A 13,902-nucleotide genomic window follows, 5' to 3' on the forward strand; every position below is an offset into this window, starting at 1 on the left:
CTTTGTTAATTGTTAATTATCAACGATTTCCCTGTCATTTCCATTGGTTTATCTATTCCTAATAATTCTAATAATGTTGGTGCTAAATCTGCTAGTATTCCATCTTGGAGTCTTACATTCTTCTCTCCTACTAATACTAGTGGTACTTTATTGCTTGTATGAGATGTTATAGGACTGCCATCCTCATTGATTAACGCTTCTGCATTTCCATGATCTGCTGTGATTAAAGCTTTACCGCCTTTATCCATTAGAAGTTCTATTATTTCTCCTAAACAATTATCTACAGTTTCTATCGCCTTTATTGTAGCTGATACTATTCCTGTATGACCTACCATATCTGGATTTGCAAAATTTAATATAATTAAATCATATTTATCCATTCTCAAACGATTCAACACTTCATTCTTTACTTCTATAGCACTCATCTCTGGCTGTAAGTCATAGGTTGCTACCTTTGGAGATGGAATTAACACCCTATCTTCATTAGCATAAGGTTCTTCTATACCACCATTGAAGAAAAATGTTACATGGGCATACTTTTCAGTTTCAGCAATTCTAAGTTGATATAATCCTTTATTGCTAATATACTCTCCTAAAGTGTTTTTAGGTGCTTCGTCACTATAAGCCACTTTTACATTCTCTATTGTTTTATCATATTCAGTCATAGTAATATAAAATGTATTTACTTTTTTACCTCTTTCAAATCCATCAAAATCATTATCTACGAAGGCCCTAGTAATTTGTCTAGCCCTATCTGGTCTAAAATTAAAGAATATAATTGAATCATTATTATCTACAGTTCCAATAGGTTCCCCATTGTCTTTTATAACAGTAGGTATAATAAATTCATCTGTAACACCATCACTATAGGATTTTTCTATTGCTAATATAGGATTATTACTTTCATTTCCTTCTCCTAAAGTAAAGGCATCATAGGCTAGTTTTGTTCTATCCCATCTCTTATCCCTATCCATAGCATAGTATCTGCCTGAAATTGTTGCTATTTTCCCAACGCCTATTTCATCTATTTTTCTCATTAATTCTTCTATATCTTCTTTACCAGCAGTCGGAGATACATCCCTTCCATCTAATATTGCATGTATATATACATTATCAAAATCTTGTTTTTTCATTAATTCTAATAATGCATAAAGATGAGTATTGTGGCTATGAACTCCACCTGATGATACTAAACCTATAAGATGAAGTTTTGAATTATTCTTTTTAGCATTTTCTATTGCCTCTAAGAATTCTTTCTTTTCAAAGAAATCACCATCTTTTATGGATTTGGATATTTTCGTTAAATCTTGATATATTACACGACCTGAACCAATGTTTAAATGTCCAACTTCTGAATTACCCATTTGTCCTTCTGGAAGCCCTACTGCTAATCCAGATGCTTCCAAAGTAGTATTTGGCCACTCGCTAAAAAGTCTGTCTATATTAGGTGTACTAGCTAGTTTTACAGCATTTCCTTCATATTCTTTACCTATACCAAAGCCATCAAGTATTATTAGCATAACTGGTGTTTTAGCCATATTGTCCTCCAATTAAAAATTTATTAAATCTGCAAAATCTTTCCCTACTAAACTGGCTCCTCCAACTAATGCACCGTCTATTTCACCTTTATCCATTAATTCTTTTATATTGCTTGGTTTCACAGAGCCACCATATTGGATTCTAATTACATCTTTCTTATTTTTATATTTACTTCCTATGGTTTCTCTTATAAAGCCAATCATATTATTAGCATCATCTGAAGAAGCAGTCTTACCTGTACCTATAGCCCAAATTGGCTCATAGGCAATAACTATATTATCTAAATCTTTTTCTTCTATGTCTTCGAAAGCTTTTAGTATTTGTTTTTTTACTATTTCATTTTGAATATTTGCTTCTCTTTCTTCTAAAGTTTCTCCTACACAAACTATTGGCTTAATGCCATAAGAAATTGCAGTCTTTATTTTTTTGTTTACTGTAGTATCTGTTTCATTAAAATATTGACGTCTTTCTGAATGACCTATTATTACATAATCAATATCCAATTCCTTTAACATCTTTGGAGAAATTTCACCTGTAAAGGCTCCTTTTTCTTCCCAGTGCATATTTTGAGCACCTAGTTTTATATTTGTATTTTCAATAGCTTTTTTAATTTCTGAAAGACAAATAAATGGTACACAAATTACTGCTTCAACATCTTGGTTTAATTTATGAGATTTAATTTCTTCTACTAGTTCTATACCTTCTTTTATTGTATTATTCATCTTCCAATTTCCTGCTATTATAGGAGTTCGCATATTCATCCCCCTTTTTATTTACTATTTTTCACTTATTGCATCGATACCTGGTAAAATTTTTCCTTCAAGAAGTTCTAAGGAAGCTCCTCCACCTGTGGAAATATGAGTCATTTTACCTGCATAACCTGATTTTTCAACTGCTGAAGCAGAATCTCCGCCGCCTACTATAGTTATACCGTCTGATTCTGCCATAGCCTTTGCAATAGCATCTGTACCTTTTTTGAAATTTTCCATTTCAAATACTCCCATAGGTCCATTCCATATTATAGTTTTTGATTCTTTGATTGTATTCGAGAATAATTCTATAGACTTTTCACCTATATCTAAACCCATCATATCTTCTGGTATACTGTCTATGTCAACAGTTTTAAATTCCGTATCATTTTTAAATTCTTTTGCAACTACTACATCTACTGGCAACATTAATTTAACATTATTGTCTTTCGCTTTCTTTAATAATACATTTGCCAAATCAATCTTATCCTCTTCTAATAGAGACTTTCCTATTTCATGTCCTTGTGCCTTTAGAAAAGTATAAGCCATACCTCCACCAACTATTATTATATCTACTTTATTTATAAGGTTTTCTATTACACCTATTTTGTCAGATACTTTAGCACCACCTAAGATTGCTACAAAAAGTCTTTCAGGTGACTCTAAAGCCTTACCCATAACAGATATTTCTTTCTCTACTAAAAATCCTACAGCAGATGGTAAATAAGTGGATACACCTACATTAGATGCGTGGGATCTATGGGAAGTTCCGAAGGCATCATTTACATATAAATCTCCTAATGAAGCTAAATCCTTTGCAAAATCTTCTCCATTTTTTTCTTCTTCTTTTCTAAATCTTGTATTTTCAAGTAGTAAAACATCACCATCTTCCATAGCCTCTACTTGTTTCTTAACTGTATTAGATACAACACTATCGTCCTCTGCAAATATAACTTCCTTATTAAGTAATTCTGTTAATCTATCTCTTACTGCTTTTAATGAATATTTTTTATTTGCTTCTCCCTTCGGTCTGCCTAAATGTGACATGAGTATAACTTTTGCATCTTTATCTATTAGATAATTTATAGTTGGCAGTGAAGATTTTATCCTTATATCATCTGTGATTTTACCTTCTCCGTCCATAGGCACATTAAAATCACATCTAACTAATACTTTTTTTCCTGCAAAATTTAAATCCTTTAACGATTTTTTATTTAGCATTTTAATTCCCCCACACTAATATTTGAACAATAAGTATCATTTTTGGTGCCTGGCACCAAAAATGATACTTATTAGATTATTTGTTTGCTACTAATTTTGCAAGGTCTACTACTCTTTCAGAATATCCCCACTCATTGTCATACCATGAAACTACTTTAACCATGTTATCTATAACCATAGTTGATAATCCATCTACTATTGATGAATGAGAATCTCCAATATAATCTGATGATACTAATGGTTCATCGGAATATCCTAATATACCTTTTAATTCTCCTTCACTAGCTGCTTTTAATACATTATTTATTTCTTCTGCTGTAGCTTGCTTTTCTACTTCAAATACTACGTCTACCATGGAAACTGTAGGTACTGGAACTCTTACTGAGAAACCATTAAGTTTTCCTTTTAATTCTGGAAGAACTAATGCTACAGCCTTTGCAGCTCCTGTTGTTGTAGGAACAATATTTTGTGCTGCTGTTCTAGCACGTCTAAGGTCTTTATGTCTTTTATCTAGTATTTGTTGGTCATTTGTATAAGCATGAATTGTAGTCATTAAGCCTTTTTTAATACCAAACTTCTCTAATATTACCTTAGCTACTGGTGCTAGACAGTTTGTTGTACATGAAGCATTTGAAATAATATGATGATTATCTGGATCATATTTATCTTCATTTACTCCTAATACTATTGTAATATCCTCGTCCTTAGCTGGAGCAGTTATAATAACTTTTTTAGCTCCTGCTTCAATATGTTTAGATAATCCTTTTCTATCTCTAAAAGCACCTGTTGAATCAATTACCAATTCAACACCTAGTTCTTTCCAAGGAATTTCAACTGGATCTCTATGAGCTACTACCTTAATCTTTTTACCATTTATGATAAATCCATCTTCTGCCACTTCTATAGTGCCATTGAATTTTCTATACATAGTATCATATTTAAATAGATGAGCTAGGTCTTCTAAATTACCTGATGCGTTTATTGCTACTATTTCAAATTCGTCTACACCATTTTCTGCATAAGCTCTTAATACATCTCTACCAATTCTACCAAATCCACTTAAACCAACCTTCATTGCCATAAAAAACTCCTCCTATTTATTTATATTTTTACTTTTTATATCTTTAGCTACTTAGTAGCCTTGTTTACAATTTTAAGTATTTTTCTTGCTGCTGATTCATCTGTTATTAAAGTCATATTTTTATTTAATGTAGATACAGAAAGTATGGCCTCTGCCTTTTCTTCCCCTCCTGCAACTCCAATAACATCATTTAATCCCTTGAACTTATCTAGAGATAATCCAATGGTTTTAAATTCCCAAATCTCTTTACCTCTAATGTCAAAATAATGACCTAATGCTTCTGATACTGCTCCCTCATTGATTAAGGCTTCTATTCTTTCCTTTGATAGATTTCTTCTCTTTGCCATTGTATCTGCTCTGCCAATGCCAAATATAAGGATATTCATATTGTTGAGTATTTCTACTGTTTCTCTAATTTCTTCATTCCTTAACATAAGCTCTAAAGCTTCTTCTTCTAACCTATCTGGTACATATAATAATCTATAAGAACCTCCTAATTGTTGTCCAAGCTTTGCAGCTATGGAGTTGGATTGAGTCTCTACATCTCGGCCTAATCCACCTCTTGCAGGTATAACTACTATGTCTCTACTCTTATTATCAGATGTAACTTCCTCAGCTACAACAGCCATTGTACTTCCACCAGTTATACCTATTATATCTTTATCCTCAATACTATCTTTTAATATCTTAGATGTAACTTTTCCCATATCCTTTAGGACCATATTATTTTGTGCAGAATCTCCTGGAACTATGATTATTTTCTTTATTCCGAGTAGCTTTTCTAATTTTTCCTCTAATTTTGGAATACCCTTTAGATTGCTGTAAATTGAGTGAAGATTACTTAGAACTTTCTTTCCATCTTCGGTAATATACATACCCATTAAATCTATGTTTAATAAGCCTTGATTTTTTAAGATTCCTACCTCATCCCTTACAGTTCTTTCTTTAAATCCTAGCTCTCCTGACAAGGCTCTTCTGCCTATTGGTTGATTATAGGAAATAGATCTTAAAATAAGATATCTTTTTTCGATTATCTCAATTATTTCTGGAGTTATCTTTTTTAATAATTCTAGTACTTCCATAAAATCACCTCTCAATGAGAAAACTTATTTAATGGTTGGTCATTTTTTGACCCACATATCTATTTTTTGTCCCACTTATATTAAATAAATGGCAGAATACAAATTCTACCACTTACAGTATATCCTAATTTTATTTTTTATGCAATATCAAAATAAAATTATATTTAATATCTTCTTCTCATTGAAGATGAAGGTATACAAAGCTCATCTCTATATTTTGCAACAGTTCTTCTAGAAATGTTTACACCCTGTATTTTTAATAATTCCGATATTTTTTGATCACTATATGGTTTTTTAGGATCTTCATTATCTATAATTCCTTTTAATGTAACCTTAATACTAGCTGAAGATATATCTCCTTCATCTCCCAATATTCCTGAAGAAAAGAAATATTTTAACTCAAATAAACCTCTCGGAGTTTGTACATATTTTCCATTTGTTGCTCTGGATACAGTGGATTCATGCATATCAATATCATCTGCTATATCTTTTAATGTTAAGGGCTTTAATGCTATTTCACCTTCAATAAAAAAACTTTTCTGAAATTTCAATATGGATTCTATCACTCTTCTAATTGTATTTCTTCTTTGTTCTATACTTCTAATAACCCACATTGCAGAGTTAAACTTTTCATTGAGAAAGTCTATTGTCTTTTTATCTCCACCTGACTTCATCAACTCTTTATAATAATTATTTATATTGAGTCTAGGTCCTGCAACATCATTTAATATCACAACAAATTCTCCATCTAATAATTTAATTTCAGCATCAGGAAGAACATATCTTATGTCATCTGAATCACTTCTAAAAGACCTTCCTGGTTTAGGTTCCAATCTCTTTATATAGTCACAGGCCTCTTGAACTTCTTTTAAATCAAGATTTAATTCTTTGGAAATCTTTAATATTCTATTATATCCAAGGTCTTCTAAATAATCTTCGATTATTCTAACAATATAATAGTCTACATCCGGCTTATTCCTTACTTGTATTGACAAACACTCTTTTAAATTTCTCGCTCCTACTCCTGCTGGCTCAAATGCTTGCACAATATCTAGTACTATTTCCACCTCTTCTTGTCCACATTTCATAAATTTTGCAATTTCTTCTGTAGAAACAGTAAGGTATCCATTTTCATCAATATTTTGTATAATATTTTCCGCTATTTTATATTCCCTATTTTCCAATGGAATAAGTCTTAACTGTAACATCAAATGCTCTTTTAATGTAGGTTCATAGGATACAAAGGATTCATAATTATATTCCTTTATATTTTTATCAACCTGGGGCCTATAACTAATATCGTCATACTTTTCAAAATATTCTTTCCAGTCTATTTCATTATCATTTGTATATTTATCCAAATTATCGAATTCCTCGGAGGAATTCAATGACTCAAGCATAGGATTTTCTTCCATTTCGTTAGTTATATATTCCTTCAGTTCTAGGCTATTGAATTGAAGCAATTCTATTGCCTGTCTTAATTCTGGTGTCATTATCAACTTCTGTGATTGCTCAAGGGTTAAATCATAACTAAGTCTCATCCAGCTCAATCCTCCAGATATTATTTATATAATTATATTATATCAGAAATTTAGCATAGTACAAAATAAAATAAGACAAGTAACCGTTGATTTTAAAGTATTTTGCATTTATTGATCAATTTTTGTCAGAATTTTTCTATTTTTCCAACCCGTGTTAAATACTTTTCAAACTTTTCTATAGCAAATGAAATTTATAAATAAAAATAGAGCTATATTTAATACTAGCTCTTTAATAATATATTAAGTATCTTATAATATAATATCTAATATTTAATCTATATCCATTAAGATTTCTCTATATTTTACTATATTATCTTTTTCACTTTCTTTTAATTCTTTTTTAATATTTAAAACTAACTTCTTTTTATTATCTCTTCGTAAAATATGAAGCTGATCTTTCTCTGCTTTTCTAGTTGGTCCATAAGCATATTTAACTAATTTCACAATACTTATATTTTCAAATTCATTTAATAGTATACTTTTATTAATTTCTGATATAGTTGCATATTCCTTATCTCCAATCATTACAACTGGTAATTTATTAATCTGGTCTAAATTCATTAGATTACCTAATTTCTCATAATCAATAATTTCTATAGTATTAAACTCATTTTTTAAAATAAGTTCTTCATTATTATTAAGGTTACTTGTATATCCTAAAAAATTTAGATATTCATCAACTGGAACAATACAATCTGTAAGTTCATCTTTACGATTATATTCAATAAACCAGTATTCACTAAGAATAGAATTTTTTGTACTGTTGACCCTTTTTATAGAACTTTCAACCCTTTTATGTTGAGTGTCTTCTGCAGCAAATGATACTTGAATAAAAATAAAGAAGACCAATAGAAAAAATGCTGTTTTTCTAAAATATCTCATTTAAAATCTCCTCCTTGTAAATATAATTTAGATGAGTCAAAATAAATAATTAGAATGATATTATATAGCATATTTAAAATGCAGTTATACTTGTTTGTAAACTAACTTGATTTTCTTAAATATGGGAATAATTATGCTTTATGAGTTAGAATATTTATATTAAATCTATAAATATTGATTAAAATAAAGTGGCTAATAAGATATGTAATAATTTCAGATGCAATATTAGCTAATCCTTTTGAATTTATCTGAGATTATCTATTACCTTCATTGTATCATAACAATAAACTTTATCAAGAACAAATATTTTAGTATTTTGGATTAAATATTTAATAGTACCTTTAAATAATCCCAAGAAATATATAGAAAGGACCTATTAAAATAGATTCTTTAATGTCTATCTAATAGGTCCTCTTTTGTATAAATCAATTTTTTTATCCAAATTAATATAACAATCTATCTTTGAGATTTATCATATGGTATACCTTCTGCTTTTGGTGCCCTTGATTTCTTTGAGGTAAATGCAAGAACCACCATTGTAGCTATATAAGGTAACATTTTGTAATACGTTTGATTAATTCCTAGATTAGCTAAAAAAGGTATTAAGGAAACGGAATATGCCAAGGTCCTTAAAAATGCAAAGAACAGTGCTGCAAAAAAAATCTTTATTGGCTTCCATTGTCCAAAAATCATTACTGCTAAAGCTAAAAATCCAAATCCAGCTACTCCAGTATGTCCATTTACATTCCCATCCATGACTCCTACTGAATAGAAGAATCCTCCGATACCACCTAAGATACCTGAAATACTAGTACCTGCATACCTCATTCTGTGAACATTGATACCTACGGAATCAGCTGCATGAGGATGTTCACCACATGCTCTTAATCTTAGACCAAATTTTGTTTTATAGAACACTATAACTGTGATTATAAGAAATACTACACTAATCATAACTGTAAGATAAGTTCTCTGAAAAAACATCTGACCTAGTACTGGTATTTTCCCTAAAACAGGTATTTCCCGAATATAAAAGTTCATGTTTGTAGTTATACCATCACTGGTGAAAAACATCTTTGCAAATAATAATATTACTGCGGGAATAAGCATATTAAGAGAAGTACCAGTAATAACTTGGTCTGCTTTCATAGTAACCGCCGCAAAGGATAAAAGTAAGGAATAAATTAAACCTGCCAATGCAGCAACTAGCATTCCTAAAAGTAGAACAGTTTGAGGATTCATACCTGAATCTTGAACAAAGTAAACAAATAATGCTCCAAAAAATGCTCCAAAAAGCATTATACCCTCAAGAGCAATATTTACTACTCCACCGATTTCACTAAACATACCGCCTAAAGCTACAAGAAGTAGTGGCATTGCTACAGGAAGCATATTTTGAATTAAATAATATACGGTTTCCATTACTCTGCCCCCTCCTTTTTATCATCAGAGTTTTTATCTGTACTAACAGGTTTTAACTCTTTATCATGATTTATATGCACCTTATTAAATATTCTTTTAAAGAACTTAGCTAATGCAGAGTTCATTATCATAGCAAAAGCTGAGAAATAAATAATAACAGCTATAACCACATCTATTATTTCTGGTTTAAAACCTACAAGACTAGCTAGTGTTCCGCCACGCTGTATATGAGAAATAAATATAGATGAAAAAATAATCCCTATTGGATGAGAACTTCCAAGAAGGGCAACAGCTATACCATTAAATCCATTAGCAGCAATAATATTAATAGGCTCATAAGTCATACTACTTCCTGCAATAGCCGATGGTGCCAATATTGCAAAAGCTCCACCTAATCCTGATAGTCCTCCAGCTATTATCATAGTAATAACTATATTTGTCTTACCTTTCATTCCAGCATATTCACTGGCATATTTATTGAATCCTGTTGCTTTTAATTCATAACCAAAGGTAGTTTTTTGAAGGACAATATATATAATTATCCCAATAATAATGGCTAAAACAATTCCAATATTTACATTTGATCCAGTAATCCCCAAAGAAGGAAGTTGTACTGCAGCTGGTAAATAATTGGTTCTAGTCATATTGGATGCATACATTACTGAACTACTTTGAATTAACATATCAACAAGATACATGCCTATATAGTTAAACATTATAGATGTAATAACTTCATTAACATTCATAAAGGCCTTAAAGATTCCAGGTATAAAACCCCAAATCATTCCGCCGACCATTCCAGCTAAAACCGCTACAATCCAATGTATATTGCCCGGTAATTTCCACATAAATCCTACATATAATGCAAAAAACATCCCCATTGTATATTGACCGGAAGCCCCTATATTAAATAACCCCATTTTAAATGCAAATCCTACAGCTAAACCTGTCATAAGTATTGGTGTTGCAAAGTAAAAAACATCGCCTATACGACTAAATCCTCCTAGAACTATATATTTAAATCCTTCAAATGCATTTTCTGGTGCCGCCACAAGCATTACAAAAAATCCAAAAATTAAACCAAGGGTAATAGCCATTAGTGCTGATGAAAATGAGGAAACCCAACTACTGTGTATTATATTTTTTAAATTAATCTTTTTATTATCCTGCATCATTAATCTCCTTTACGATATCACGTTTTGCGCCTGACATGTAAAGTCCAAGCTCCTGAACAGTTGTTGTTTTAGGGTTAAGTTCTCCAACTATTTCTCCTTCGTATATTACCAAAATACGATCAGATACATTCATGACTTCTTCTAATTCCAATGATACAAGGAATACTGCTTTACCTGCATCACGCCTTTCAACAAGCTGTTTGTGTACATACTCTATTGCCCCTACATCTAGACCTCTAGTTGGTTGTACTGCCACTAAAAGCTCATGCTCTTTATCAATTTCTCTGGCTATAATTGCCTTTTGCTGATTACCTCCGGACATACTCCTTACTATGGTTATTGGTCCTTGGCCAGATCTGATATCATATTTTTCTATAAGTCTTTTAGAATATTTCCTCACTGCATCAAATTTAATAAATCCTTTTTTTTGAAATTCAGGTTGCCAATATCTTTGAAGCACAAGATTCTCCTCTAGTTTATAATCTAATACTAGACCATGTTTATGTCTATCCTCTGGAATGTGACTCATACCAGATATGGAACGCTGTCTAACAGAAGCCTTTGTTATATCTTTACCTTTTAAAGTAATACTACCTGAGCTAGGCTTTTCAAGACCTGTAAGTGTATTTACAAACTCTGTCTGCCCATTTCCATCAATTCCAGCAAGACACACTATTTCTCCTGCCCTAATATCAAACGATACATTTTTCACCGCATTATTTTTATTAGTTTTTGAAGCTACTGTAACATTTCTAACAGATAGAACCACTTCCCCAGCTTCCATCTTTTTCTTATCTACCTTGAAGCTAATATCCCGTCCTACCATCATCTTAGAAAGTTCTTCTTTATTCGTATCTTTAATATCTACAGTTCCAATATACTTACCTTTTCTAAGAACTGTACACCTATCTGCAACTTCCATTATTTCGTTGAGTTTATGAGTAATAAAAAGAATTGATTTTCCTTCTTTAGCAAATCCTCTCATGATTTGTAAAAGTTCTTTAATCTCCTGTGGTGTTAAAACAGCAGTAGGCTCATCAAATATTAAAATTTCATTATCTCTATATAGCATCTTAAGTATTTCAATTCTTTGCTGCATACCCACAGTAATATCTTCAATAAAGGCATCTGGATCAACCATCAGTCCATATTTTTCACTAAGTTCAACAACCTTTTTTCTAGCTTCTTTTTTTTCAAGAAATCCCATCTTATTAGGTTCAACACCTAGTATAATATTTTCAAGCACAGTGAAAATCTCTACTAGCTTAAAATGTTGATGAACCATTCCAATCCCAAGTGCATTAGCATCATTAGGATTGTTTATTTTAACTACTTGTCCATTTTTTCTTATTTCACCTTTTTCAGGCTGATAAAGACCAAAAAGCACACTCATAAGAGTGGATTTTCCTGCTCCATTTTCCCCTAAAAGTGCATGTATTTCTCCTTTTTTCAATTTTAGAGTAATATTGTCGTTAGCAATAATACCCGGAAATTCTTTTGTAATATTAAGCATTTCAACAATATAATTTTCCACTTTAACCTCTTCTTATTATTATATTTTTTTATTTTTCAAACATTATTTTCTAGTTTAATATTATCTACAAAATGAAGATAAAAAATGGGGGAATATTTAGCCTTCCCCCGTTAATAAAATTTTACTTGCATAAGGCTTAGCCAATATGGCAGGTAATTTAAATTTCTTTACTATCTAGTAGTAACTACAACTTTTTTAAGATTTAATCCATTAACAAGTTCATCAGCAGTTGCATTTCCTGATGAATCTTTAACTTCGATTTCACGAATAGGTTTAATGCTTCCATCTACTAATTTTGCAAATACTTTCTCATATGTTTCTTTATTGAAAGAGTTAAATCTATCAAATCCATCTGCACTTTCGTCTCCAATTACAGTAGTTGGAAGTCCAACACCGTCGTTAGCAGCATCAAAATATGTTGTTTTTCCGCCAAACTTATCCCAGTCATTTGTTTTATATATGGACTCAAGAACAGAGATTACTGAAGCTGCAAGACCTTTTGTAGCTGATGTCATTACAGTTTCACTGTCATATCTTTGGTCAACGTCAACACCAATAACCTTTGAACCTGCTTCATTAGCTGCTGACATAACAGACTTGCCAACTGCACCACCACATGCAAATATTACTTCTGCACCTTCTTGGTACATTGTCTTTGCAGTTGATTTATTTGTATCATTTTCTTCAAAATTGCCAGTATAATGGTATGTTGCCTTTATAGCACCATCATCTAACCCTAATTCTTTAGCAGCATCTTCAGCCCCTTGAAGATATCCATATCCAAAAGCTTGAACTGCAGGAACTGCCATACCACCCATAAATCCAAGGTTATTCAATCCATCCATAACAGCTGCATAACCTGCAAGATATCCTGATTGCTCCTCTGAATACATTATACTTGCAACATTTTCTTTAGTTTCAAATGTCGCATAATCTGCTGTATGGGGTGAACCATCAAGAAGTATGAATTTTACTTCTGGGTACTTTGTTTGTGCTTCATAGATTGGAACCTCGAACAAGAATCCTGGAGTTACAACTACTTTTGCTCCACCTGTTACTGCAAGGTCAATAGCTGCTAGATAACCAGCATCTGAAGCTTCTTCTGGCTTGATATAATTATGTGTAATATTTTCTGCTTCTGTAAAAGCAAGTACACCTTCCCAAGCTCCTTGGTTAAATGATTTGTCATCAATATTACCCTTATCTGTAATAAGTGCAATTTCATATCCTTTACTTGAATCTTTTTCTTTTGATTCTGTTGAATCGTTTGAACCTGTTGAATTGTCTGGAGTGCTTACATTTTTATTACCGCATCCAGTCAAACTCATCATTACCAACATAATTGCCAAAGCAATGGTTAGTATTTTTTTCATTTTTTACCCCCCTAATTAGTTCATTTGACTAGTGTCTCTGACTTAATTATAACCTTTCCAAACCAAAATTTCAACTATTAAGTCAACAAAGTCTTTGTTAAAAACCACAATTAAAAAGCCCCAAGTTTATGATAGCTGTATAGTATAGAAAGTTTACACTCATTATTTAATCACACAAGGCATATTTTTCATTGATATCAACTATCTACTCCATAATTCATCATTCTTCTACTGATGTAATACCTACAGAAAATAGATAGAATACAGAAAACACCCCTATAAATCCATTCCTTGAATAGAAGC

At 31.4% G+C, this 13,902-nt stretch carries 11 protein-coding genes; all 11 read right to left on the minus strand.

Annotation, left to right across the window (positions count from 1 at the left end):
• Positions 1-5 precede the first annotated feature (5 nt).
• The 11 genes from gpmI to ABWP20_RS00760 all read right to left on the minus strand — a co-directional run bounded on the left by gpmI (position 6) and on the right by ABWP20_RS00760 (position 13,599).
• Positions 6-1,538: a 2,3-bisphosphoglycerate-independent phosphoglycerate mutase gene (gpmI, locus tag ABWP20_RS00710; RefSeq protein WP_353092735.1), complete on the minus strand. Its 1,533-nt coding sequence runs from the start codon at positions 1,536-1,538 to the stop codon at positions 6-8.
• A gap of 12 nt (positions 1,539-1,550) precedes the next feature.
• Positions 1,551-2,294, minus strand: coding sequence for a triose-phosphate isomerase (gene tpiA, locus ABWP20_RS00715; RefSeq protein WP_353092737.1), 744 nt, complete (start codon positions 2,292-2,294; stop codon positions 1,551-1,553).
• A 21-nt stretch (positions 2,295-2,315) separates the two neighbouring features.
• The gene (locus ABWP20_RS00720) at positions 2,316-3,509 is read right to left on the minus strand and encodes a phosphoglycerate kinase (RefSeq protein WP_353092739.1); all 1,194 of its coding nucleotides are present in this window, start codon (positions 3,507-3,509) and stop codon (positions 2,316-2,318) included.
• Between the two features lie 76 nt (positions 3,510-3,585).
• Positions 3,586-4,590, minus strand: coding sequence for a type I glyceraldehyde-3-phosphate dehydrogenase (gene gap / locus ABWP20_RS00725; protein ID WP_353092741.1), 1,005 nt, complete (start codon positions 4,588-4,590; stop codon positions 3,586-3,588).
• Between the two features lie 47 nt (positions 4,591-4,637).
• Positions 4,638-5,672 (minus strand): sugar-binding transcriptional regulator, encoded by a 1,035-nt coding sequence (locus ABWP20_RS00730; RefSeq protein WP_353092743.1) that lies wholly within the window; start codon positions 5,670-5,672, stop codon positions 4,638-4,640.
• A 164-nt stretch (positions 5,673-5,836) separates the two neighbouring features.
• Positions 5,837-7,213, minus strand: a complete 1,377-nt coding sequence (gene rpoN, locus ABWP20_RS00735) for an RNA polymerase factor sigma-54 (RefSeq protein ID WP_353092745.1) — start codon at positions 7,211-7,213, stop codon at positions 5,837-5,839.
• Positions 7,214-7,483: 270 nt separating this feature from the next.
• Positions 7,484-8,095 carry a hypothetical protein gene (locus ABWP20_RS00740; RefSeq protein ID WP_353092747.1) on the minus strand — a complete coding sequence of 204 codons (612 nt, stop codon included), beginning with the start codon at positions 8,093-8,095 and terminating at the stop codon, positions 7,484-7,486.
• A gap of 456 nt (positions 8,096-8,551) precedes the next feature.
• Positions 8,552-9,517 (minus strand): ABC transporter permease, encoded by a 966-nt coding sequence (locus ABWP20_RS00745; RefSeq protein WP_353092749.1) that lies wholly within the window; start codon positions 9,515-9,517, stop codon positions 8,552-8,554.
• Entirely contained in the window at positions 9,517-10,689 is a 1,173-nt protein-coding gene (locus ABWP20_RS00750; protein WP_353092751.1) for an ABC transporter permease, read from the minus strand. Before ABWP20_RS00750 ends, ABWP20_RS00745 begins: the two co-directional genes overlap by 1 nt.
• On the minus strand, positions 10,679-12,226 hold the full coding sequence (locus ABWP20_RS00755) for an ABC transporter ATP-binding protein (RefSeq protein ID WP_503012505.1): 1,548 nt from the start codon (positions 12,224-12,226) through the stop codon (positions 10,679-10,681). The genes ABWP20_RS00750 and ABWP20_RS00755 overlap by 11 nt, the downstream gene beginning before the upstream one ends.
• Positions 12,227-12,396: 170 nt before the next feature.
• The gene (locus ABWP20_RS00760; protein WP_353092753.1) at positions 12,397-13,599 is read right to left on the minus strand and encodes a BMP family lipoprotein; all 1,203 of its coding nucleotides are present in this window, start codon (positions 13,597-13,599) and stop codon (positions 12,397-12,399) included.
• Positions 13,600-13,902 lie beyond the last annotated feature (303 nt).

It is taken from the genome of Tissierella praeacuta (genome assembly GCF_040396155.1).
Lineage (GTDB): Bacteria > Bacillota > Clostridia > Tissierellales > Tissierellaceae > Tissierella > Tissierella praeacuta_A.